Origin of the sequence: Staphylococcus aureus, assembly GCF_001027105.1 — a bacterium.
GTDB classification, from domain to species: Bacteria; Bacillota; Bacilli; order Staphylococcales; family Staphylococcaceae; genus Staphylococcus; species Staphylococcus aureus.
The window spans coordinates 940,935-964,804 of the sequence record NZ_CP011526.1 but is presented as its reverse complement, the minus strand read 5'-3'; the positions used below and the strand labels follow the sequence as shown (position 1 = coordinate 964,804).

General features: G+C 31.2%; 21 protein-coding genes. 4 read left to right on the top strand and 17 right to left on the bottom strand.

Annotation, left to right across the window (positions count from 1 at the left end; all coding sequences use genetic code 11):
• The 7 genes from AA076_RS04860 to opp3b all read right to left on the bottom strand — a co-directional run bounded on the left by AA076_RS04860 (window position 1) and on the right by opp3b (window position 8,665).
• On the bottom strand, window positions 1-987 hold the full coding sequence (locus tag AA076_RS04860; RefSeq protein WP_001067038.1) for an ABC transporter ATP-binding protein: 987 nt from the start codon (window positions 985-987) through the stop codon (window positions 1-3).
• Between the two features lie 50 nt (window positions 988-1,037).
• Window positions 1,038-2,753: an oligopeptide ABC transporter substrate-binding protein gene (gene opp4A / locus AA076_RS04855; protein WP_000517186.1), complete on the bottom strand. Its 1,716-nt coding sequence runs from the start codon at window positions 2,751-2,753 to the stop codon at window positions 1,038-1,040.
• A gap of 211 nt (window positions 2,754-2,964) precedes the next feature.
• Window positions 2,965-4,620: a peptide ABC transporter substrate-binding protein gene (locus tag AA076_RS04850; RefSeq protein WP_000197019.1), complete on the bottom strand. Its 1,656-nt coding sequence runs from the start codon at window positions 4,618-4,620 to the stop codon at window positions 2,965-2,967.
• Window positions 4,621-4,638: 18 nt separating this feature from the next.
• Window positions 4,639-5,580: an ABC transporter ATP-binding protein gene (locus tag AA076_RS04845; RefSeq protein WP_000786734.1), complete on the bottom strand. Its 942-nt coding sequence runs from the start codon at window positions 5,578-5,580 to the stop codon at window positions 4,639-4,641.
• Window positions 5,570-6,652, bottom strand: a complete 1,083-nt coding sequence (locus tag AA076_RS04840; protein ID WP_002871022.1) for an ABC transporter ATP-binding protein — start codon at window positions 6,650-6,652, stop codon at window positions 5,570-5,572. Before AA076_RS04840 ends, AA076_RS04845 begins: the two co-directional genes overlap by 11 nt.
• A gap of 16 nt (window positions 6,653-6,668) precedes the next feature.
• The gene (opp3C, locus tag AA076_RS04835; protein ID WP_000829632.1) at window positions 6,669-7,739 is read right to left on the bottom strand and encodes an oligopeptide ABC transporter permease; all 1,071 of its coding nucleotides are present in this window, start codon (window positions 7,737-7,739) and stop codon (window positions 6,669-6,671) included.
• Window positions 7,739-8,665: an oligopeptide ABC transporter permease gene (opp3b, locus tag AA076_RS04830; protein ID WP_002871020.1), complete on the bottom strand. Its 927-nt coding sequence runs from the start codon at window positions 8,663-8,665 to the stop codon at window positions 7,739-7,741. The genes opp3C and opp3b overlap by 1 nt, the downstream gene beginning before the upstream one ends.
• 242 nt (window positions 8,666-8,907) lie before the next feature.
• Between opp3b and AA076_RS04825 the strand changes: the two genes are divergently transcribed.
• Window positions 8,908-9,279, top strand: coding sequence for a DUF3899 domain-containing protein (locus tag AA076_RS04825; RefSeq protein ID WP_000915155.1), 372 nt, complete (start codon window positions 8,908-8,910; stop codon window positions 9,277-9,279).
• A gap of 54 nt (window positions 9,280-9,333) precedes the next feature.
• On the opposite strand, the gene fabF is transcribed toward AA076_RS04825, so the two are convergent.
• Complete coding sequence (fabF, locus tag AA076_RS04820; protein WP_000081240.1) at window positions 9,334-10,578, bottom strand: beta-ketoacyl-ACP synthase II; 1,245 nt, start codon at window positions 10,576-10,578, stop codon at window positions 9,334-9,336.
• Window positions 10,579-10,589: 11 nt separating this feature from the next.
• Window positions 10,590-11,531, bottom strand: coding sequence for a beta-ketoacyl-ACP synthase III (locus AA076_RS04815; RefSeq protein ID WP_001100525.1), 942 nt, complete (start codon window positions 11,529-11,531; stop codon window positions 10,590-10,592).
• 294 nt (window positions 11,532-11,825) lie between these two features.
• On the opposite strand from AA076_RS04815, the gene AA076_RS04810 reads away from it, so the two are divergent.
• A complete protein-coding gene (locus AA076_RS04810; RefSeq protein WP_000682089.1) occupies window positions 11,826-12,011 on the top strand; it encodes a YjzD family protein in 186 nt (61 codons plus the stop codon).
• Window positions 12,012-12,267: 256 nt separating this feature from the next.
• On the opposite strand, the gene AA076_RS04805 is transcribed toward AA076_RS04810, so the two are convergent.
• The 5 genes from AA076_RS04805 to AA076_RS04785 all read right to left on the bottom strand — a co-directional run bounded on the left by AA076_RS04805 (window position 12,268) and on the right by AA076_RS04785 (window position 16,393).
• Window positions 12,268-12,702, bottom strand: coding sequence for an MAP domain-containing protein (locus AA076_RS04805; RefSeq protein WP_000769689.1), 435 nt, complete (start codon window positions 12,700-12,702; stop codon window positions 12,268-12,270).
• Window positions 12,703-13,012: 310 nt separating this feature from the next.
• Window positions 13,013-13,528, bottom strand: coding sequence for a YbhB/YbcL family Raf kinase inhibitor-like protein (locus tag AA076_RS04800; protein WP_000695342.1), 516 nt, complete (start codon window positions 13,526-13,528; stop codon window positions 13,013-13,015).
• Complete coding sequence (locus AA076_RS04795) at window positions 13,512-14,630, bottom strand: MFS transporter (protein WP_001037436.1); 1,119 nt, start codon at window positions 14,628-14,630, stop codon at window positions 13,512-13,514. Before AA076_RS04795 ends, AA076_RS04800 begins: the two co-directional genes overlap by 17 nt.
• Window positions 14,623-15,264: an L-threonylcarbamoyladenylate synthase gene (locus tag AA076_RS04790; protein WP_000404422.1), complete on the bottom strand. Its 642-nt coding sequence runs from the start codon at window positions 15,262-15,264 to the stop codon at window positions 14,623-14,625. Before AA076_RS04790 ends, AA076_RS04795 begins: the two co-directional genes overlap by 8 nt.
• Window positions 15,248-16,393 carry a LeuA family protein gene (locus AA076_RS04785; RefSeq protein ID WP_000619365.1) on the bottom strand — a complete coding sequence of 382 codons (1,146 nt, stop codon included), beginning with the start codon at window positions 16,391-16,393 and terminating at the stop codon, window positions 15,248-15,250. Before AA076_RS04785 ends, AA076_RS04790 begins: the two co-directional genes overlap by 17 nt.
• A gap of 109 nt (window positions 16,394-16,502) precedes the next feature.
• Between AA076_RS04785 and AA076_RS04780 the strand changes: the two genes are divergently transcribed.
• Window positions 16,503-17,372: a LysR family transcriptional regulator gene (locus AA076_RS04780; protein ID WP_001047066.1), complete on the top strand. Its 870-nt coding sequence runs from the start codon at window positions 16,503-16,505 to the stop codon at window positions 17,370-17,372.
• 58 nt (window positions 17,373-17,430) lie between these two features.
• On the opposite strand, the gene clpB is transcribed toward AA076_RS04780, so the two are convergent.
• From clpB to AA076_RS04765, 3 genes are all read right to left on the bottom strand, one after another.
• Complete coding sequence (gene clpB / locus AA076_RS04775; protein ID WP_000353955.1) at window positions 17,431-20,040, bottom strand: ATP-dependent chaperone ClpB; 2,610 nt, start codon at window positions 20,038-20,040, stop codon at window positions 17,431-17,433.
• 202 nt (window positions 20,041-20,242) lie between these two features.
• The gene (locus AA076_RS04770) at window positions 20,243-22,057 is read right to left on the bottom strand and encodes an acyltransferase family protein (RefSeq protein WP_001044214.1); all 1,815 of its coding nucleotides are present in this window, start codon (window positions 22,055-22,057) and stop codon (window positions 20,243-20,245) included.
• A 546-nt stretch (window positions 22,058-22,603) separates the two neighbouring features.
• Complete coding sequence (locus AA076_RS04765; protein WP_000390575.1) at window positions 22,604-22,912, bottom strand: metal-sulfur cluster assembly factor; 309 nt, start codon at window positions 22,910-22,912, stop codon at window positions 22,604-22,606.
• Between the two features lie 113 nt (window positions 22,913-23,025).
• Between AA076_RS04765 and AA076_RS04760 the strand changes: the two genes are divergently transcribed.
• The gene (locus AA076_RS04760) at window positions 23,026-23,850 is read left to right on the top strand and encodes a Cof-type HAD-IIB family hydrolase (protein WP_001182436.1); all 825 of its coding nucleotides are present in this window, start codon (window positions 23,026-23,028) and stop codon (window positions 23,848-23,850) included.
• The last annotated feature ends 20 nt before the right edge of the window (window positions 23,851-23,870 follow it).

The window sequence follows — 23,870 nt, the reverse complement described above, 5'->3', positions numbered from 1 at the left end:
TTATATCTCCTTATATTCATTTTTGTACAAATGACAACGTACAATGACGTCTTCACAAACATGCATTTTAGGAGATTGATTATTACAAATATCCAGTTTTTTGTTACATCTATTTGCAAATCTGCACTTATTAACGTGAAATGCTTGGATTGATGGCACAATTCCTTCTATCGTTTCAAGTCGTTTCTGCTCTTCTTTAAGTTTTGGAATTGTTGATAATAATTTTTGGGTATAAGGATGTTTCGGATTGTGTAGTATTTCTTTTATGCCTCCAAATTCTACAATTTGACCTGCATACATAACTAAGACTTTATCGCAAAACTCAGCAACTACACTCAAATCATGTGTAATCATCATAATTGCCATTTGCGTTTCCTTTTGCAATTCTTTTAATAAGTCTAATATTTGCGCTTGAATCGTGACATCCAATGCTGTTGTAGGTTCATCAGCAATTAATAATTTAGGAGAACATGAAATGGCCATTGCAATCATTACTCTTTGTCTCATACCACCAGATAATTGATGAGGATAGCTATTTAATATTTCATCTTGTCTAGCAATTCCAACTTTTTTTAGTAAATCTTTTGCTAATTTATTTGCTTCTTTTTTAGAAATTTTTTTATGTGATTTTATAGATTCCACAAGTTGATTTTTTATGGTAAATACAGGATTTAAAGCAGTCATAGGTTCTTGAAAAATCATAGCAATATCATTTCCTCGAATATCTAGCAATTGCTTCTCATTGAGCGTATCGATTCGTTTACCATCAAATATAACTTCTCCATTACTTAGTTTAGATATCTTTTCTGGTAATAATTTAATAATTGACTTACTTAATATGGACTTACCGCAACCAGATTCCCCTACTATACCCAAAACTTCTCCTTTAGATAATTCAAAAGAAATATTTTCAACAGTTGCTAACCATTCATTATTTATTTTTAATGATGTTTCTAAATCTTTAACCTCTAACAATACATTATTCATAACATCCCCCCATATAAGTAAACCTCGACAAAATCGTCGAGGTTACATTACTAAGCTTCTTTAGTTAAATTATATAAACTTTGATCAGTTCCAATTTCAATGTCTAAGTTTCGTACTTTATCGTTAACAATAGTTATCGATTTACCTTGGAACATTGGTAATCCAGGTAACTCATCATTCATATATTTTTGCCATTTAACATAAATATCTTTACGTTTCTTTTCATCAATGCCTACTTTTTCGAAGTCTAATGCATCATCTAAATATTGATCTGATTTTGGTAAAACTGTTCTCATTTCATTTTGAGGTCTATCAGTGTGGTATAAATCTGATGGATCTGGATCTGTACCTCCTGCCCATGATCTGAAGTACACTTCCATATCTTTAGATGCATTTGCTAAGTCTTCATTATATTTACCGAATTCTACTAACTTCACATTTGTTTTCAAGCCAACTTTTTCCCAGAAATCTTTTATCGCAGCAGTTCTTGGTTCAAAAGTAGGATTAGAACCTGAATTATGTTTAAAGTTAATCTCAAATTTATTACCTTTAGGATCTTCTCTAAATCCGTCACCATCTCTATCTTTATAACCTAACTTATCTAAGATTTTTTTAGCTTTTTCAGGATCATATTTGTAATCATTTAGGTCCTTAGGATTGGCTGCTATCCAATGCATAGATGGTACAAAACTATTGATTTCACTAGCGTAACCATTGAAAAACGCTTTGATCCATTTTTCTCTATCAATTGCATAAAGCATTGCTTTACGTAATTCTTTGTCTTCATATTTTGGTCTCACTTTACCAGTTTTATTAGCTTTTTTATCGTAATCATGAGATACGAATCCTATTAAACCGTAGTCTAAGCTTGGCGCAGATAATACCTTGAGACCAGCATTAGATGACTTAGCATCTTTTGCCATTGCACCGGTAGCATCATTCGCAACATCAATATCGCCTTTTTCCATTGCCTTAATAATTTGCGCTTGATCAATAACTTTTAAATTGATTTTGTCTAGTGCAGGCTTACCTTGCCAATAATCATCAAATTTAACGAGTTGAACAGCCTCACCTGGAACGATTTTCTTAACTTTATACGGTCCAATACCAATAGGATATTTTCGGATTTTATCTGATTTCGCTAAATCTTTAATTGGTACATCTGATAAATATTTTTTACTTAATAAAGGTCCAGTAATAAATCCTGTTAAGTAATTTTCTTGTTTTTTATCAAATGTAACCTGCATAGTGTAGTCATCTATTTTCTTCAATCCGCTAATATGATCAGTTTTTCCTTCATGATAATCTTTCGCACCTTGGATATTTTCTACACTTGGATAATAAGCACCTTCGTAGTCCTTGTTAGCTAAGACTTCAATTGAATAAATCCAATCATCAATTTTCAATTCATTACCATCATGCCATTTAATACCTTTTTTAATTTTAAATTCTATTTTCTTAGCCGGCTCGATGTCCTTCCATGAAGCAATATATGCCTTAGGACGTATTTTTTTATCAGTTGCTAATAAGCTTTCGTTAAAATATCCCTCAACTACAGAATCTGCATGTGTACTATTTAATAACGAAGAATAAACACCACTTGGCGGTGCTGTTAATGCTACATTTAAGGTACCACCTTTATGTTTTGAGGTTTCCGTTTTAGTAGCATCTTTTACTCCTTCATCTTTATTACTGCTTTTTCCGCAAGCACTCAACACTAAAACGACAATAAGAAGTATTGAAATATATTTAATTAGCTTCCCCATACATATGCCTCCTACTTTCAATCTAATTTTTTCTTTTTAGTTTACTCATAGAAAAAATTATTACAAGTTTATTTTTAGAATATTCAGTTATTTATGCATTTAATCAATTTCAGTAATTTAAAAAACGACTTATTTTAAATTTTTATTCCCAAAGTTTTTATCCAACACAAAAAGACTGGAGATATGTCTCCAGCCTAATTTACAAAGCATATTATTTTTTCTTCTTACCTGTTTCTTTATCTATCGATTTATCAATATATACATGTTTAAGTGAGTTATTTGGACCAAATTTATGGTAAATTAATCCTTTTACTTGAGGATTTGTTAAATGTGCAACACCTTTTTGATAAATTGGTGCTACCGGTGCATCTCCTAGGAACATTTCTTCTGCTTTTTTCAAGTTTTCATATCGTTCGTTCGGTTGAAGTGCCAATTTGGTTCTTGCTACTTTAAGTAATTGATCATATTCTTTATTACCCCAGTCTGTATTATTTTGTGCGCTACCTGTGGTCATTGTTTCTAAATAAGCCATAGGATCAGGGTAATCTGCAGACCAACCACTAAGTGATGCTTCAAAATTGTTACTCAGTTCTAGTGATACTCTTTGTTTAAACGGTAATTGCTTAATTTTCAAAGTAACTCCTGGTAAATTTTTCTCAACTTGCGATTTGATATATTCAGCAGATATTTTTGCATCTGGTGTATCTTCTGTGTTCATTGAAAATGTCACTTCATTTTTACCTAACTCTTTTTTAGCTTTGTCCCAGTGTGCTCTTGCTTCTTTAGGATTATATTTTAAAGGCGAATTCATGGTACTCGCATAATCTTTGCCATTAGGCGCTTTCGCAATTCCTTTGGCTGTTAGTGTATCGGAAGGAATTGAGCCATTGTTTTTCACTGAATCAACGTATCCTTTTTTATCTATTGCTTGTGCGATAGCCAATCTTAAATTTTTGTTTTTAAAATCAGGATATTGTTTTTCATTCATTTTTACAAAAAATGTCCCAGTCGTTAACACAAAGTTTAATCCTTTGTTGTCTTTATATTTATTTACTTGATCTGCAGTAATAACTGCGTCATCTACTGATTCAGTATCATACAATGATGCACCGGCTTGTAAGTCTTTAATAACTTTATAATTCACTTTATCTAATTTTACATTCTTTTTATCCCAATAATACTGATTTTTAGATAGTAAGGTTTTATCTTCTTGTTTCCAATCATCAACTTTAAATGGACCATTGTATACCGCTCTATCAGCTGCCGTACCGTAATTTTTACCATATTTTTTGGCAACTTTTTCATTTTGAGGTGCAAAGGTATTAAGTGCTAATAATTGATTAATATATGGAACCGGCTTTTCTAATTCAATTTGTAATGTTTCATCATTTAATGCTTTGATACCTAATTGCTCTACAGGTTTCTTACCAGTACTAATATCACTCGCATTTTTAATGTCCCCCATAATGTATGCAAATTCAGAACCTGTTTTAGGGTCAACTGTTTTTCTCCAAGCATAAACAAAGTCTTGTGCAGTCACTTTGTCACCATTGCTCCATTTAGCATCGCTTCTTAATTTAACCTTTAAAGTTTTACCATCTTTACTCTTTTCAGGAAAAGCTTTCGCAACACCTAACACCGGTTTGTCACCTTTTCCTAATGTGTATAAACCTTCGAATGTTTGCGCAGTCACTTCAGAAGATATTTCATCCGTTATTAATGATGTATCAAGGGATGTTAAGTCTGATGACAAAATTTTTCTGAATACTTGACCTTTATCTGAATAAATACCATCGTCATTAGCACAACCACTTAATGCAATTGTAGCAATCAAAATTAAAATAAGTGTTCTAAATTTTCTCGTCATTGCATTTCCCCCTTCCCCTTAATTTTGTGTCACCAATTTATTTTCTCGTAGTTGTGCCGCTTCTTCTTCAGTACTAAAGACAAAGTGATTCGGTCTAATTTCATGTAATTGTCTTAAATGATTATTTGCTTCATCATCAATATAACTAAATCGTTTGCGACTGCGTTCTGATTCAGGATCAGGTTGTGGAATGGCTGATAATAAAGACTTAGTATAATCGTGTAATGGATTTTGATAAATTTCTTCTGCCGGTCCAATTTCAACTATTTTCCCAAAATGCATGACTGCAATACGATCTGAAATATACTTCACCATTGATAGATCATGAGCTATAAATAGGAACGTAATCCCTCTTTCACGTTGTAATTTTAATAATAAATTAACTACTTGAGCTTGGATTGAAACATCCAATGCCGATATTGGTTCGTCCGCGATAATGAATTCTGGTTCAACGGCTAATGCACGGGCAATTCCAATACGTTGGCGTTGTCCACCTGAAAATTCATGAGGATAGCGATTGGCATGTTCTTTACTTAATCCAACAGTTTCAAGTAAATCATAGACACGTTTTTTTCGGTCACGCTTATCAGTTGCTAAATGATGGATATCAATACCTTCAGCTACTATATCCATTACTTTTAACCTAGGATTTAAAGACGCATATGGGTCTTGAAAAATCATCTGTATCTTTTTATTAAATTTAAGCAAATCTTTACGTTTACGAATCTTTTGTATATCAATACCCTCATACAAAATTTCTCCACTTGTAATATCATTAAGTTTAATAATTGATTTACCAGTTGTAGATTTACCACACCCCGATTCTCCTACTAAACCTAATGTTTCCCCTTTGTATATATCAAACGAAATATTTTCAATCGCTCTCACTTCGTTTTTCTTTCCTGCGTTAAAATATTGCTTTAAATTTTTAATAGATAATAGCACTTCATCATTTTTCATTGAACGACACCCTTTCTACCTTGAGTGGTTTTTCATAATTATTAGGCATCGGTTTCATACGTTGTTTTACCAGCTCGGGTAGTTCAACTTTTGGTGCACGTGCGTCTAATAACCAAGATTTCACAAAATGTGTCGGTGAAACTTTAAACCACGGTGGTTCTACTTTAAAATCAATATCTAATGCATATTGACTACGTCTCGCAAATGCATCACCTTTAGGTGGGTGTAATAAATCAGGTGGCGCTCCAGGAATCGCTAGTAATGGTGTGTCATTTGTTGTTGATAAATCAGGCATTGACGATAATAATCCCCATGTATATGGATGCTTTGGATCATAAAATATTTCGTTAACATCTCCTGTTTCAACCATTTGACCACCATACATAACTGCCACTCTATCAGCAATATTCGCAACAACCCCTAAATCATGCGTTATAAAAATAATTGCTGTATCGATTTTTTGTTGTAGTTCTTTCATTAAATCTAAAATTTGTGCCTGCATCGTTACGTCTAATGCAGTCGTTGGTTCATCAGCAATGAGCACTTTAGGTTCACAAGCTAATGCGGTTGCAATAACAATTCTTTGCCTTTGTCCACCTGAAAATTGATGAGGATATGCTTTAAATCTTTTTTCTGCATTTGGTAAACCTACAAGATTTAGTATTTCCAATGCGCGCTTTTTAGCTTGTGCTTTACTATAATTTTTGTGCTTAATTAATGGTTCCATGACTTGTTTACCAATTTGCATCGTTGGGTTTAAAGATGTCATTGGATCTTGAAAGATCATTGAAATATCTTTGCCACGTAATTTAATCAACTCATTTTCAGGTTTTTTTGCTAAATCTTCCCCTAAAAATAAAATTTCTCCCTTTTTAATTCTTCCTGTGTTCCCTTGGAATAATTTTGTAATTGCTTTTGTTGTTACAGATTTACCTGAACCTGATTCACCAACAATTGCCAATGTTTCCCCTTTGTTCAAATAAAAATCTACGCCTCTCACTGCCTGCACTTCCCCTGCTGTAATATCAAAGGAAACATGCAAATCATTTACTTCTAATATTCTTTCAGTCATATGCTATGCCCCCTTTTTATTTACGCATTTTCGGATCAAATGCATCACGTAATCCATCACTAAATAAGTAAAAGAATAGAATTAATAAACTTAAAATCATTGCTGGTATAAATAATTCATGTGGATAAATTAATAACATTGCGCGCCCATCATTTACTAATGACCCTAACGATGTTTGAGGTGCGGGTACACCTATACCAATGAAACTTAAAAATGCTTCGAAGAAAATAGCACTAGGTACTGTAAACATTGATGTAACCACGATAGCACCTAATGTATTAGGTAAAATATGCTTAAATATCAATTTGAATTTTGAAGCCCCCAATGTTTTCGAAGCCATGACAAACTCTTGATTTTTTAATTTTAAAAATTCTCCACGTACAACTCTGCTCATGCCTAACCAGCCTGTGATAGACATAGCCAATATAATTGTCCAAATGGATGGTTCAAAAATTAATACAAATAAAATTACGACAATTAAATTCGGAATAGATGCTATGACTTCAAGTATACGTTGCATAATCGTATCGACACGTCCACCGAAGAATCCAGAAATCGCACCATATACAACACCAATAAAAATATCTAACATCGCTGCAACAACACCGATAAACAATGAAATTTGAGCACCTTTCCATGTTCTTGTCCATAAATCTCGACCCAACTGATCAGTACCAAACCAATAATTTTCTTTAGCATTTGCTGCTTTATAAGCATCCTTGCCATCTGCATCTTTACCATCAAAAGGTAAAAATGGAACTTTGTCTAATACAGGTATTTTTGCCGGAAGATTTCTATGTTCTACATTTTGTTCAGCATAATCATGTTTATTTATAACTGGACCGATAAAAGCAAATATTACAATGATAATTAAACCTATCATACCGACAACAGCTAACTTATTTCGTTTTAACTGAGCCCAAGCATCTTGCCAAAAGTTTTTGCTTTCTCGTTGCATTTCAGGTTCCTGATTCAAATCTAATTCTCTAATAATAAAATCAGATGATGCGATAGCGTCAGAGGTATGCGTCATAGCTGCATTAGAATGATCGTCGTTAATCGACAAATTGTTTTTATTTTCAGCCATTATTTTTTACCTCCTTGAACACGAATTCGTGGATCTATCACACCGTACAAAATATCTACAATAAAAATAGAAACGATAAACAGTGTGCTAAATAATAGTGTGATTGCCATGATTACTGAGAAATCATTTGTTGTAATTGAACGTACGAATTGATCCCCTAATCCAGGAACTCCAAAAATATTTTCAATTGTTAAAGTGCCTGTTAAAATACTTGCTAACATGGGAACGATAATTGTAATAATTGGAATTAAAGCATTTCTAAGTGCATGTCCAAAAAGTACACGCATTGTCGAATTACCTTTAGCTCTCGCTAATAAAATATAGTCTGAACTTAATACCTCTATCATCTCTGCTCTTATGTATCTGGCGACAGTTGCTAAAACAGCTGCAGATAATGCAAGTGACGGTAATATCGCGGTCGAAAAACCTTCCCATCCAGCTACTGGGAACCATCTTAATTTAACTGCAAATACATATTGTAAAAGTACAGCAAGTACAAAAGATGGTACAGATACTGCAATAACTGAAATAACTGTAGTTGTATAGTCAACCCAAGAATTTTGTTTAGTAGCTGCTGCAACACCTAAAATAAGTCCCAGTATCACACCGATGAACATTGCTGTAAGACCCATTTCAAAAGAAGGTAGTAGTCTCGGTTTAATCAAATCCCACACAGGTTGATTATGATACTGGAATGAATTACCAAAATCGCCTGTAACAACATTTTTTAAATAATGTAAATACTGCGTAGCTACAGGATCATTTAATCCATATTTTTCATTTAAAATTTCTTTTTGTTCAGCATTTAATTTAGCATCGTTAAATGGCGAACCTGGCATTAATTTCATTAAGAAAAATGTAATTGTAATAATAATAAATAAAGAAATAAGCATATAAATAAATCGTTTGAAAATATATTTCCCCATCTAATCCCCTCCTCTAACAAATTCCGATTTCTAAATTTCCATTCCCTTCAAAATTTTCTGAAATCTTAACTAATATTATATATACAATATTTACTATATATCAATATTTTTTTGCTTTAAACTAATGAAGAATGATTGATTTTAGAATTTCAATAAAGCTGAAGAAATTAAAAAATCATTCCTCAATGTCTGATTTTAATGTAAACTATGCGTAAGAGTTTTCTATAAGTGGGAGTGATCAAATGTTGAAAAAATGGCTTGGAATGGCACTAATAACGCCAATATTAACGTTTATTATATGGCTTTTTAATAGCCATACTATCATTACATATTTAAATATATTGTTTTATGTTTCATTAATTATTTTTATTAGCATATTTTTGATTTTACTTGTACAAGAAGGCATTTTTGATGCGACAAGTTATGGTTTTAGAAGATTAAAGTATCAAATGTCATCTTCGAAAAAGAAGAAGTCTATCTCTGATGATCCATTTTTCAACCCACAAGAGGTAAAAAAAGAGCATTACTTTGTTTCTACATGGATAATCCCCTTATTATTAATAAATATTTTATATTTTATTATGACGATTGTGCTGTCGCTCATCTTAGTATAAAGAAACTGAAAAAATCTTCAGTAACTAAAACAACGTTACTGAAGATTTTTATAGTTATGCTTCAAATTTCTTGAATACTAATACTGCGTTATGTCCACCGAATCCTAAGCTATTACTCATTGCATAAGTAATATCAAGGTCTTGCGCTTCATTTGGAACAATATCCAAATCACATTCTGGATCTGGTGTTACCGCATGAATTGTCGGTGCGACTTTAGAGTCTTTAATTGAAAGCGCTGAGAAGATTGCTTCAATTCCACCTGTTGCACCAAGTAAGTGACCAGTCATTGATTTTGTTGAGCTAACTTTTAAGTGTTTAGCTGCTTCACCAAATGTATTTTTAATAGCTTTAACTTCATTTAAGTCACCAACAGGAGTACTTGTACCATGGGCATTTAAGTATTGTACATCTTTAGGTTCAATACCAGCATCATCCATAGCTGCTTGCATTGCTCTAGAACCACCTTCACCTTCTGGAGCTGGCGCTGTAATATGATAAGCATCACCTGTAGTACCATAGCCAACTATCTCAGCATAAATATTGGCACCTCGAGCTTGTGCTGATTCTAAAGATTCAATTACTAAAATACCAGCACCTTCACCCATAACAAAACCATCTCTACCTTCTTGGAATGGACGACATGCTGTTTCAATGTCATCATTTGTAGAAAGCGCTCGACTTGCACTGAAACCAGCAATTGCCATATGAGTAATTGGTGCTTCTGTACCACCAGTAATCATTGCATCTGCATCACCGCGTTGCACAATTTTAAATGCTTCTCCGATTGAATTTGTACCTGTTGCACATGCTGTAACTGTTGCACCATTTGGTCCTTTTGCACCTAAGTCAATTGATACTTGCCCAGTTGCCATATCAGGAATTAACATTGGTACGAAAAATGGACTCACACGTCTTGGGCCTTTATCCATTAATTGTTTATGTGCAATTTCAAATGTTTCCATACCACCGATACCAGAACCAATCCATACACCGATTCGATCTGCAGTATTTTCATTGATATCTAATTGCGCATCTTTAACAGCCTCTCTAGCTGCTACAATTGCATATTGAGTAAATCTATCCATACGACGCGCTTCTTTTTTGTCGATATGATCTTCAATATTAAAGTTTTTAAGTTCTCCTGCTAAGTGAACGCTATAAGGTTCAGTATCGATACGTGTAATTTTATCGATACCATTTACGCCTTTTAGAGCATTCTCCCATGTTGTTTTGACATCATTACCGATTGGAGAAAGGGCTCCCATACCTGTAATAACTACTCTTTTATTTTGACTCATTCGTTATCCTCCTATTTTCCCCATTTTATTGTCATTGCGCCCCAAGTTAGGCCGCCACCGAATCCGACAAGAACAATTGTATCATCATCTTTGATTTTACCATTTTTTAATTCTTGATCGATACTTAAAGGTATTGACGCAGCTGAAGTATTTCCATATTTATTTACAGAAACACTCATTTTGTCTTTTGAAATACCTAAGCGTTCTCTAGCTGATTCCATAATTCTAATATTAGCTTGATGAGGAATAAATAAATCTATATCATCTGATGTTAAATTCGCTTTTTCAACTACACGTGTTGATGCATCACCCATAATTCTAACAGCAAATTTAAATACTTCTCGACCATTCATTTTCAGTTTACCAGTATCTTTATCTAAATATAAATGTTTACCACCTGTGCCATCAGAACCCATTTCATAACTTATAATACCTCTGCCATCTGAAACTTCACCGATGATAACCGCACCTGCACCATCTCCAAATAGAACTGCAGTAGAACGGTCAGTTAAATCTGTTATTTTAGATAATTTATCTGCACCGACAACTAAAATGTTATGATAATCTCCAGATTGAACATATTGTTTAGCTGTAATCATTGAATACATAAATCCAGAACATGCTGCAAGTTGATCCATAGAGGCAACTTTGCCCGTCCCTAAACGTTCTTGCAACATATTTGCGACAGTTGGAAATGGCATATCTCCAGTTGCTGTGGCAACAATTATCATATCTATATCTTCGGGCTGAATACCAGCGTCAGCGATTGCTTTTAAACTTGCTTCATATGCTAAATCTGAAGTATCTTGATCATCATCTGCCCAATGTCTTTCTTTAATTCCAGTCATCTTAGAAATCCATTCATCAGATGTATCTAAAAATTGCTCAAAATAGGCATTGTCAATAATCTTTTCTGGCGCATATGCACCAAAACCTTTAATACCCACGTTCATAGTTGAACACCTTCTTAATAAAATTTTTAATACCAGGTATTAATTTAACATAGATTACTTTTTAAACTCAAGTCAGAGGTAGGAATATTGACTAGTTAATAAAATTTTAATGCTTTATTATCGTCAAATTTCAGTATGAAATTGGTTTTAATGCGCTTAATTTAGAATAGCCATTCAGATAAAATCATTTATTTAAACTGTATAATATGGTCAAAATATATGAGATGTTACTATACAAATTTCTAACTTTCACTTAAAATAAAATATATATAATTAAAGTGGAGGTAGAATGACATGAAACACCTCGTAACATTCTTTTGGGCATTATTATTAATGCAAATGGTTAACTTTGTACTTAATAGCCTAGTAGGTGGAGACAGCTTAAATGTAGTGAATCCAATTATCATGGCAGTATTGTTCACGATTTTCACAGCAATTTTTGCTGCAGTAATTAAACCGCCGAAAGATTCATCACAATAACTATTTAGTATAAAATGAAATATGTCTTTCTTATTATTGAAGCTGCCCAGATAAAGGCGGCTTTTATTTTTGGCCATTAATGTTTTGTATTTTGAATATTTTAAAGCTCAATGACCTCTAACCCATCACTTTTAAATTTAGAAAAAGCCTTAATACAAAGATGTCATTTACGAGTAATCTTTGTATCAAGGCAATTATTTTATAATCATCACTGTAAAATTAAATGCTTCATGTTGAATTTGATAATTTTAAGTGTTTATTTAGTTTTTACATTAATATCAATTTGTTTAATTGAATTTGAATCAAACAAGTTTGCTGTGTAGCTATCTTTCTTAAGATCCACTTCTTTTTTACTACCATCTTTCCAAGTAATCGTGTAAACGGCAGATTTTGCATTTCGAATCTTCTCAGGTGTTACACCGCGTTCATCATATAACAAAGCTTTAACTTTATTTCCTAAATCTAAATATGATAATTGGCTATCTTTTGGTAAATTTAAGTAAGATTGATTGAAAGCCATAATGCCATCTACTGCAATTGTATATGGAACATTTTGCATTTCTTTAGCTTTTTGAGTTGCCGGTAGTTTGTCCTTTTCTGCTGCAGATACCTCATTACCTGCCACAGTAGCGCCAGTCGTTGCGATCATGCCCAGTGCCAAAGTTACAGTTATAAATGATTTTAATTTCATATACTCTCTCTCCTTTGTGAGTTAAAGTATCTTACAAAATCAATATAACACAAATTGAAAATTTTCAAAAATTATAAGTATGTAAATTGTTTACTTGTTTTTAAAAATAAATTTTAATTAATGTAAAAGCTATAATTGTTAATACTTTCTATTTTTTCAAATAAATTCACATTACAATAACTAAGTTTACATTTCTTAAATTTAATTACTTCTTTGCATTATAGCGAACGCCGTACCTAATATATAAATTAAAACCTTTGTTTCTTTGTACTTTTAATTGAACAATTTTATATTGATGAGATATTTAGTATTAAATTTTTCTTCCTATAAGGTTAATACTTGTTTGATCAATTTTATGTTGATTTACTTCTTTTAAAAATTCATTCAAGTAGAACCCATTCTTCAAATTTAAAGAATGATCTAACGCATAAACTGTTAATTCATATTGATGATCTTGATCAGGTGGTGTAGGTCCTACATAGTGATTTTCTATTTCTGAAAAATCTTCAGCCAACAACCCACTAGTAAAGCTATTTTTACCTTGTACATAGTCGCCCTTTGTTCTTGATAAATCTGCTTTTATAGAAATTGAATTGCCACTAACACTTACATTAGCTACACTCCAATGAATCCAAGCAAAGCCACATACAGGAATTGCATCATAGTCAATTAAAGACCAAGCAAGATATTTAGTCCCTTCCGGTAATTCAATTACTTCAAATGGAAATGACTTAATTGGATTCCCGTTAATAGAATCACTCACATCTGCACCTGCTGCGTATTCATATGGTATATTGTTCCCTTTAAATTCAGTTTTTATTTTCATGTTGCTCTCTCCTTGTAAAATAAAATATTATTATTAAATATATAAAAATTAATAACGAAATAAATAATATTAAGTATTGAATAGTTCCTATTGTATATAAGTAACCACCCATAAGTAAAAATGCGATATTAAAAATAAAATATAACGTTTCTGCATAATTAAGCATCACTCTTAAGTTACTACTGCTAGAAAGTTTATTTATAGTTTGTGGACGAGTTAACCCTGAAGAAATACCTAAAAATATCATAGAAATAGTAACTGCTATGAAACTTTGATATGTATATATTATTAAAAATATTACTAAACAAATTTCTGACACAAACTTATAATTCAAGTATTTAGTTAAATAACGTGAAGATACAAAACCCATAACTGTGTAACAAGTTAATACTGAAATAAATTGTAAATTATTCAGTTTTAAATCATTATATATATTAATTGGAATAAATCCTATAAAAAATCCTAATATTAACGCTCTTAAAAAAGAATAATGCAATATCCAAAACTTCTCTTCTGGTAGAAATTTCTTTATCTTTCCCTTTGTTTCTCCTATTAAATTTAATTCCCTATTTTCAACTAATGTGCATCGAATAATTATAATTGTTAGAATTGAAAATATACCAGTCATTATTATAGGCCATTTAATATTTATTCCATAAAGATAACTACCTATAATCCCTGAAATTAATAATGATAGGAACATATAGCTATTTGACTTATTTTGTACGTATTTCTCATTTGTTATATTTCTTTTAATTATTGCGGTATCAACACCCGCCATCATTGAGTAACTTAACCCTAATAATATTTGTGCCACTACTAAAATTAAATATTGATTTTGATATAATAACAACAATAAACCGATGATTTTGAATATTTCACTAACAACTAATTTATTAGAATCTTTTAAGTTACAAATTTTAAAACACTTCTCTTTGTATAGAGAGAATAAAAATGCTGCAATGCCATAAGACGCCATTAATATTTCTAATTGTATTATGGAATAACCTTGAATCAAAAAGTAAATTAATAAAAACGGTAAATAAAAGTATGCTCGTGAAAAAATTCGGTATAAATAAATCCCAAGTATTAACTTATTCATAAATAATACCTGTACCTAGTCTTTCTTTTATTTCTTCAAACTTTATATCTCCTTCTCTTAATAATTCAATTTTATTATCTGTCACTTTAATAATCGTACTAGATGTTTTATAGTTAGTTTTATTTTGACTTCTTAGCATATATCTTACATTTTCGCCCATGTGCTTAATTGCTTCATTTTCAGTTATTAAAATATCATCGGCAGTTCCAGATATATTTGCTGAAGTAATTGCTATAGGTGAATTAATATATGAAATAAATCTTCTCATCGTTTTATTTTGTACACATCCTATAGCTATACTATCTGAATTATTGAGCATATAATTATAGCTTGTTTTATTTTTTAAAATAATATTTAATGGTCCAGGCCAAAATATTTCAACTAGTTTATCAACTATTTCCGTATTTTGATTATCTCCATACAATTTCCAATCCTCTGGCTTATCAATAAATAATGATAATGGCTTATCTTTCGATCGCTTTTTATATTCAAATATTTTATCGATACAAAGATCGTTGTTAGGTAAACTACATAAATTATAATTAGTATCAGTAGGAACAATCACTGGAAAACCATCTTGTAATTGTAAATAAAGTTTTTCAAAACTTTTTACAGAATCATTTAAAATTTCCATCTTTACTCCTCCTTTTTATTATCTGAAGTAAATCCACTGTATCTTCAGGTGCTACTTCAGGTGAAAACTTGTTCACAAGTTTATAGAAAGAAATATTTTCATCAATTTCTTCAGTGTTAACTATTGATTTAAATTTATTGTGCAAGATTTTCTTACTAGAAATATTACTTATTGGAAACTGAACAACTTGTGAATTTTTCAATCCTAAATCACTAGGAACTAAATATTGATACATATTTATATTTTTTTTAGTACCATCTTGATGAATTCCTGATTCATGTTTAAATATATTTTCACCAATTATAGGTTTGTTTTCTGATATTTGAAAATCGAGAATTTTAGAAATATTAATACTAGTTTTATATACGTCGGGTAAAGTGAATTCCGTACTTTCTATTTGTTTTTTTGTCAAAATAGTAATTATTTCCTCAATAGGAGCATTACCCGCTCTCTCACCAATTCCCAAAAATGTAGTTTCTATTTGCTTTGCACCATTTAAAATTGCAGCTAATGTATTTGCAGTAGCCAACCCTAGATCGTTATGACAATGAGCAGAAAAAATTATGTTAGAATATTTTTTTACAAAGTAATTAAAAATATCTCCGTATTCTAATGGTGTCGAACATCCTACAGTGTCCGCAAATGTAACTGTTCTAACTTGATATTTTGAAATAATTTCCATGTATTCTTTCAATTTTTCTCTAGAAGTCCTTGTTCCATCTTCAAAACAAATATCTACTCCTTTTTTATCTTTCTTTAATATATCCAAGCAGTCTTTGATTTTCTGAATATAATATTTATTTGAAAAATTAAGCTTTTCTTTTATATGCAAGTCAGATATTGGCAATAGTATTTTTACCACTAAATTATGAATTTTCAATTTGACTATTTTTTTTATTTCTTTTTCATTAAGCCTAGTCAATACTACTAATTCTTTTTCAGGACTTAAAATGTCTCTGAATTGATGAATATTAAATTCATCCTCGATAGTTGTACACATGCCTACTTCAACAGAATTTATATTTAACTTGTTAATTTGTTTCAATACTTCTTTTTTTATAATTAGACTTTTTCGAACATTACTTTGTTGCATACCATCCCTTATTGTATTATCTTGAATTCGAATCATATTACTTCACCCCCTCGATAACCTCTGATATAATATTAATATTATTTTTATGCAATAAAAATTAAATATTATCTAATGAATTATTAACTTTTTTGAAAGAGGTAAGTTCATGAATTTAGATTGGTACTATACATTTGTCATTTTAGCGAAGACGTTAAACTATCGATTAGCTAGTGAAGAAATTAATCTCACTATACCTTCTATACATAAGCAAATTAAAAATTTAGAACAGCATCTCAATGTGAAACTATTTGAAACTTATAAAAATCAAATTATCTTGACTGAAGATGGTCATACATTTCTTCCAATTGCGCAAAGTTTTATTGAACAATATGAAAGTGGCATCAAACATATCCAACTTAAAAAAACGATGTTTCAATCGAAATTAAATGTTGTCGTGTCTTCATATATCGCGACATTCATTATGCCCAAATTTTTAAAATCTTTCTTTAACGAGCATCCTTTTATCGATGTTTCTCTTCATGTCAAAAATGAAAATATTGAAAAAGATATTAATAATCATACGTATGACATCGGGATTAGCAGAAATCAACCTAAACTAAGAGAAGTTCATTCTGAAAAAGTATGCGAAGGTAAAATTGTATTGATTGCTCCCAATAAAGAGAATAATCATCTTCTAACTGAGGCATCTTTATTTGAAAAATACAAAATAATAAGTGATAACCATCCAGAATATTGGTCATCACTTAAAAATAATATTTTAAATATTTATGAAAAAGCACAATTTCTATCTATCAATGATGTGCATACTTCAATTAAATTAATCGAAATGAATCAAGGTATATCATTCCTGCCTCTTTATATAACAACAAATAGTGATTACAATATTTCGGTTATTAACACGAAAATTTTACAAGCACCTATTTCATTTACATATATATACAGCAAAAAAGAAAGCCCAGAAATATTGGTGTTTATTAAATCATTTAAAAAGTATATTGCCAATGAACAATTATAATAAATTTCAAATCTAAAAAACCAAGAATGCGATTAATCATCACATTCTTGGTTCAATTTTATTCATGAATTTTTTCAACATTAAACGTTAAGTTATTGTCTGAATTTAAATTAACTTTAATCGTTGTACCTTCTGGGAATCCCTCTTTAATCATCATACGTGCTAATGGTGTTTCAATTTGGCGTTGTACAAAACGTTTTAATGGTCTTGCACCGTATTGAGGTTCATAAGCTTCTTGACCTAGCCAAGCTTTAGCATCATCAGAAACTTCAATTGAGATTCGTTGTTCTAATAATCTTATATTTAATTGCGTTAAGATTTTATCTACAATCATACTCATGTCATCAATAGATAATGGTTTAAATAATACGATATCATCCATACGATTCAAAATTTCTGGTTTGAAATATGCATTTAAACTTGTCATAACAGCTTTTTCTGTTGATTCTGTAATTTCACCAGTCTCTTTTACGTTTTCTAATAAAACTTGAGATCCAATATTACTTGTCATAATAATAATAGTATTTTTAAAATCAACGCTACGTCCTTTAGAATCAGTTAAACGGCCTTCATCTAAAATTTGCAATAATACATTAAAGACGTCAGTATGCGCTTTTTCAACCTCATCTAATAAAATAACTGAGTATGGATTACGACGAACCGCTTCAGTTAATTGACCCCCTTCATCATGTCCAATATATCCTGGAGGTGCCCCTATCAATCTTGATACTGCATGTTTTTCCATATATTCACTCATATCAATACGAATCATATGTTTTTCAGAATCAAATAATGATGCAGCTAATGATTTAGCTAATTCAGTTTTACCTACTCCAGTTGGACCTAGGAATAAGAAACTACCAATAGGTCTGTTTGGATCTTTAATACCTGCTCTTGCTCTAACTACTGCATCTGAAACCAGGTCAACCGCTTTATCTTGACCTACAACACGTTTATGCAAGATGTCACTTAAGTGAAGTAATTTTTCACGTTCTGTTTCAACTAATTTTGAAACTGGTATGCCTGTCCATTGGCTGACAATATCGCCAATTTCTTCGTCTGTTACAACTTCACGAATCATTCGATCTGTATCTTCACCTTGCTCATCTTGGAAATTATCCTCTAATTCTCTAAGTTCTTTTTCCAATTGAGGAATTGTTCCATATTGTAGTTCAGCAGCTTTTTCTAAATTGTTATTTGTTTGTGCATCTTCCAACGCTTGTCTACTTTCATCTAGTTGCGCACGTTTTTCTTGTAAATTTGCTATTTTTTCTTTTTCTGATTCTACACGAGATTGAAGTGCTGCTTGTTTCTCTTTTTCATTGGCAAGCTCTTCTTGTAGTTCTTGTAATCTCTGTTTGCTCGCATTGTCAGATTCATTTTTAAGTGCGCTTTCTTCAATTTCTAATTGCATGACACGTCTATTAACTTGATCCAATTCAGTTGGATTTGATCCCATTTCCGTACGAATTGTTGCACATGCTTGGTCAACTAAATCAATCGCTTTATCTGGTAAAAAACGATCAGTGATGTAACGATCAGACAATTCAGCGGCAGCAACTAAGGCTCTATCTTGAATACGCACACCATGATACACTTCATATCGTTCTTTTAAACCACGTAAAATTGAAATTGTATCTTCAACATCAGGCTCACTAACTGCTACTTTTTGGAAACGACGCTCTAATGCCGAATCTTTTTCAATATATTCTCGATATTCATTTAAAGTTGTTGCACCAATACAATGTAACTCTCCTCGTGCTAACATTGGTTTTAGCATGTTGCCTGCATCCATGGCACCATCTGTTTTACCAGCACCTACAAGCATATGGATTTCATCAATAAATAATATAATTCTACCATCAGACTCTTTAACTTCTTTTAGGACTGCTTTTAATCTCTCTTCAAATTCACCACGATATTTAGCGCCCGCTACTAATGCGCTTAAATCTAACTCAAAAACAGTTTTATCTAATAATGATTCTGGCACATCTTTCTTAACTATACGTTGCGCTAATCCTTCAACAATTGCAGTTTTACCAACACCTGGTTCACCAATGAGCACAGGGTTGTTTTTAGTTTTACGACTTAAAATACGAATCGTATTTCGAATTTCTTCATCTCTTCCTATAACAGGATCCATTTTACCTTGTCTAACTTCTTCTACTAAGTCGCGGCCATATTTAGCTAATGCTTCGTAATTAACTTCTGGATTTTGTGATGTCACGTGATTTCCCCCTCTTACTTTTTTAATAATTTCTTTGATAACTTCTACTTTATTATTTATATAATGTTTTGTTGTTTGATCAATGTCCATTGCCGAACGTAAAATATGCTCCATTGAAATATATTCATCTTCATATTCTTTCATGTATGATTCAGCCTTAGTTATCAATTGGTTTGCTTGTTGGCTAATATATTGACCATATTGTATATTGTCACCTTCTACAGATGCATACGTGTTTAGTTTGTCTTCATAAGCTTTGTTTAATTGATCTACCTCAATATTTGCTCGTTCTAAAATACTTTTATATAAGCTTTCACTTTCATTTAAGGCAGCGCTTAAAATTGCCTCAATTTCTATATTTTGTAATTTATGTTGCTGACTCAGTTCAACTGCTTGTTGTAAAGCACTTTGAACAGCATATGTCATTTTATTTATATCCATATAATTTCACCTCTAATTTGTAGAGTTGGTCAAGTTGCACTTTTGACTTTGACTTTCTTTGACCTTAATTATATTATAGTCCCAATATAATCATTTATCAACTCTTTTACACTTAAATTTCCTAATATTTGTAAATATTTTTTTGAATAAAAAAATCTAGCTAATGTTACGTTACACATTAACTAGACTTATTAAACATATGTTATTTCTTTTTAAGTGCTTTTAATATTTCATCTTTTAAAGCTAGGACTCCTTTGTACTCTAAATGTACACCGTCTGGTGCAAAATATTCACTATGTCCTTGTGATCGCTTATACCAATCAATTAATGTGACATTGGACTTTCGTTTCGCCGCGTCAGCTAATAATCGATTTACATTTGCCTCATAAATTCTTGGAACACGTGTATTAACTAAATAAATCTTGGCTTTTCCAAATTGATTAAGTAAATCGTCGAGCTGTTTGACAGTAAAGTCGCCATTTGTACCTAATTCTAATACGACTTGATCAGATGATTTTTTATATTGTGAATAATTCGCTTTAACTAAAGGTAAGGTTTGATACAATTGACGCCCTACTTTTCCATCAATTCTAGACTTAGGAACTGATGACTTAAATGACTCACCGATATCAACCATTACTGAATCACCGATTAAAAGAGGTTTAATATTATTATATACGTCGGAAGATTCCTTTTTCTTCTCACTTACTAAGCCATCAATGTGTATGTTATCAATTGGTGCTATCCGCATTAAATAATTATCTTCAATTGTGGTATCAAAGCTATTCGCTTTTTCTCCAATAATGTCTTTACCATATTTATTGAATGCACCTACTAAAATCAACATAAATGGAATTAACAAGGTTACTACAATTGCCATTCTTATAAATTGTGGTATATAAGAAGGTCGCCAATTTAAAGCTTTAATACCTTCTTTTCTAAATGGAGTTTCTATAAAGCGATATGATAGCTCTGCAAATATAATTGTTAAACTTATATCTATAAAGTACACATATACAGGTATCTGTCCGTCTACATAGTAACTATGTACGAAACTAATTACTGCAAAATGCCATAAATATAAACTATAAGACCTTTTCCCGATAAATACTAACACTGGATTTGAAAATATCTTCGCTATCCATGTAGATGGATGAACGACACTAGCAATAATAAATAACGTTAATATGGATATTAAATAGAAACCACCATCATATATCCAATTCGTCTCATCATTAATAATGAAAAATAATAATATAAGTACTATAAATGATAAACTACCTATGCTATCAATAACATATTTTACAACTTTAGGTGGATCATTTTTCAATTTAAACGGTGGCCATAAAAAAGCTAAAATAACACCCAGTAACAATGTCTGTAATCTAGTATCTGTACCAAAATACACTCGTGAATGATCCCCATTAATACTATAGATAAACATCATTAACCCTAAAGAAATTATTGATACTCCCCAAAAAATAAATCCTATTTTGTATCGCTTTTTAATTGTTAACAATAATGTAACCAAAATAACTGGGAAAAATATGTAAAACTGTTCTTCAATTGCTAAAGACCATAAATGCTTTAATGGCATAAATGAAAATTGCTCAAAATAATTAACATCTTTTGCTATATACCACCAGTTTGATACATAAAATATCGCAGCAATAATATCATGTTTAACCCTAATGATATTATCTGATTTTAATAATAAGGTTGCTGTCCCTACAACCATTAATAAAACTATGACTGCTGGTAATAAACGTTTTAAACGACGTATCCAAAAGCTTTTCAATTTAATGATACCTGTGTCATCATACTCTTTGAGTAATAAGCTTGTAATTAAATAACCAGAGATCACAAAAAATGTATCCACACCTAAAAAGCCACCTGTCAACCATTGCTTATTTAAGTGGTAAATAATAATTCCTAGAACAGCGATTGCCCTCAAACCATCGAGCCCTGGAATATATCTCATTTTCTTATACTTTGTAAAACCCTTTGTTTTGTTCATTTTTGCATTCTTCCCTTTTAAAACTGTTCTTCTTAGATGCTTAATTAAATTTAGTTATGCTGTTTAAAAGAATATTGAAATGCATATGTATATTATTGAATTACGACATCATCAAAATCATATTGACTAAAATACTGTTAAATTAAAAAAATTACCAATGATGATTCTTACTTCGAAATCCAATTTGTAATGCAACTCGGCAACTTAAAAACTATGAAGTATTATGTATTGTAATATAACTGTAATATAAATTCAATTTATTATAAAAATTTTCAAGAAAATATTCAACTAGAAAATGAATTGTGCACTCTTGGAAGTGCAAGTCACTGTCTTAATTCATATTTTTTGAAACAAGTTAGATATAAATTTTCAAAATAAAATCAGAAACTAGAACATAAATAAGGCTCCCTTCAAAATTTTCATTTTTCAATGTCTACTTTGAAGGGAGCTTATTCACAATGAATTATACTCTACAATGTTATATTGACTGCGGGCCCAAACACAGAGAATTTCGAAAAGAAATTCTACAGGCAATGCAAGTTTATGTTAGCTCACACCAAGTGCAATCTTAGCGTAACGTGACATCATATCTTTTGTCCAAGGTGGACTCCATACGATATTCACTTCAGTATCCTGAATTTCAGGAATCTCTGCTAATACTGTTTTAACTTGATCAATAATTTGAGGTCCCATTGGACATCCCATTGATGTTAAAGTCATATCAACTGTACATACGCCTTCATCATCAACATTCACTTTGTATACTAAACCCAAATTAACGATATCAATTCCTAATTCAGGGTCAATTACCATTTCTAATGCACCTAAGATACTATCTTTCAATGCCTCTTCCATCCATATCACCTCTTTAATGTCATATTATTCATAATATATCAAATATCCGACAAAACGCCAATAAAATGCTATGATGTATCTATATGAACTAAGCAACTTATGAGGAGAGAGATATGCAACCACATTTAATATGTCTAGACTTAGACGGAACATTATTAAACGATAACAAAGAAATTTCATCATATACTAAACAAGTATTAAATGAATTACAACAACGTGGACACCAAATTATGATTGCGACTGGCAGACCTTATCGTGCAAGTCAAATGTATTATCATGAATTAAATTTAACGACACCAATTGTTAATTTTAATGGCGCTTACGTACATCACCCTAAAGATAAAAACTTCAAAACTTGCCATGAAATTTTAGATTTAGGCATCGCACAAAACATTATTCAAGGATTACAACAATATCAAGTATCGAATATTATAGCAGAAGTGAAAGATTATGTTTTCATTAACAATCATGATCCAAGATTATTTGAAGGTTTTTCAATGGGTAATCCAAGAATTCAAACTGGTAATTTACTTGTCCACTTGAAAGAATCCCCTACCTCAATTTTAATTGAAGCCGAAGAAAGTAAAATACCTGAAATCAAAAATATGCTTACTCATTTTTATGCCGATCATATTGAGCATCGACGCTGGGGCGCACCATTCCCTGTCATTGAAATTGTAAAACTTGGTATTAATAAAGCAAGAGGCATTGAGCAAGTTAGACAATTTTTAAATATTGACCGAAATAATATTATTGCATTCGGTGATGAAGATAATGATATTGAAATGATTGAGTACGCGCGTCACGGTGTTGCTATGGAAAATGGTTTGCAAGAACTTAAAGATGTAGCGAACAATATTACATTCAACAATAATGAAGATGGCATTGGTCGATATTTGAATGATTTCTTTAATTTAAATATTAGATATTACTGTTAATTTATAACTAATCATTTTAT

What these genes read in the sequence shown, in the direction of transcription:
- AA076_RS04860 (WP_001067038.1), bottom strand. Translation starts at nt 987, where the DNA reads ATGAATAATGTATTGTTAGAGGTTAAAGATTTAGAAACATCATTAAAA.
- opp4A (WP_000517186.1), bottom strand. Translation starts at nt 2,753, where the DNA reads ATGGGGAAGCTAATTAAATATATTTCAATACTTCTTATTGTCGTTTTA.
- AA076_RS04850 (WP_000197019.1), bottom strand. Translation starts at nt 4,620, where the DNA reads ATGACGAGAAAATTTAGAACACTTATTTTAATTTTGATTGCTACAATT.
- AA076_RS04845 (WP_000786734.1), bottom strand. Translation starts at nt 5,580, where the DNA reads ATGAAAAATGATGAAGTGCTATTATCTATTAAAAATTTAAAGCAATAT.
- AA076_RS04840 (WP_002871022.1), bottom strand. Translation starts at nt 6,652, where the DNA reads ATGACTGAAAGAATATTAGAAGTAAATGATTTGCATGTTTCCTTTGAT.
- opp3C (WP_000829632.1), bottom strand. Translation starts at nt 7,739, where the DNA reads ATGGCTGAAAATAAAAACAATTTGTCGATTAACGACGATCATTCTAAT.
- opp3b (WP_002871020.1), bottom strand. Translation starts at nt 8,665, where the DNA reads ATGGGGAAATATATTTTCAAACGATTTATTTATATGCTTATTTCTTTA.
- AA076_RS04825 (WP_000915155.1), top strand. Translation starts at nt 8,908, where the DNA reads ATGTTGAAAAAATGGCTTGGAATGGCACTAATAACGCCAATATTAACG.
- fabF (WP_000081240.1), bottom strand. Translation starts at nt 10,578, where the DNA reads ATGAGTCAAAATAAAAGAGTAGTTATTACAGGTATGGGAGCCCTTTCT.
- AA076_RS04815 (WP_001100525.1), bottom strand. Translation starts at nt 11,531, where the DNA reads ATGAACGTGGGTATTAAAGGTTTTGGTGCATATGCGCCAGAAAAGATT.
- AA076_RS04810 (WP_000682089.1), top strand. Translation starts at nt 11,826, where the DNA reads ATGAAACACCTCGTAACATTCTTTTGGGCATTATTATTAATGCAAATG.
- AA076_RS04805 (WP_000769689.1), bottom strand. Translation starts at nt 12,702, where the DNA reads ATGAAATTAAAATCATTTATAACTGTAACTTTGGCACTGGGCATGATC.
- AA076_RS04800 (WP_000695342.1), bottom strand. Translation starts at nt 13,528, where the DNA reads ATGAAAATAAAAACTGAATTTAAAGGGAACAATATACCATATGAATAC.
- AA076_RS04795 (WP_001037436.1), bottom strand. Translation starts at nt 14,630, where the DNA reads ATGAATAAGTTAATACTTGGGATTTATTTATACCGAATTTTTTCACGA.
- AA076_RS04790 (WP_000404422.1), bottom strand. Translation starts at nt 15,264, where the DNA reads ATGGAAATTTTAAATGATTCTGTAAAAAGTTTTGAAAAACTTTATTTA.
- AA076_RS04785 (WP_000619365.1), bottom strand. Translation starts at nt 16,393, where the DNA reads ATGATTCGAATTCAAGATAATACAATAAGGGATGGTATGCAACAAAGT.
- AA076_RS04780 (WP_001047066.1), top strand. Translation starts at nt 16,503, where the DNA reads ATGAATTTAGATTGGTACTATACATTTGTCATTTTAGCGAAGACGTTA.
- clpB (WP_000353955.1), bottom strand. Translation starts at nt 20,040, where the DNA reads ATGGATATAAATAAAATGACATATGCTGTTCAAAGTGCTTTACAACAA.
- AA076_RS04770 (WP_001044214.1), bottom strand. Translation starts at nt 22,057, where the DNA reads ATGAACAAAACAAAGGGTTTTACAAAGTATAAGAAAATGAGATATATT.
- AA076_RS04765 (WP_000390575.1), bottom strand. Translation starts at nt 22,912, where the DNA reads ATGGAAGAGGCATTGAAAGATAGTATCTTAGGTGCATTAGAAATGGTA.
- AA076_RS04760 (WP_001182436.1), top strand. Translation starts at nt 23,026, where the DNA reads ATGCAACCACATTTAATATGTCTAGACTTAGACGGAACATTATTAAAC.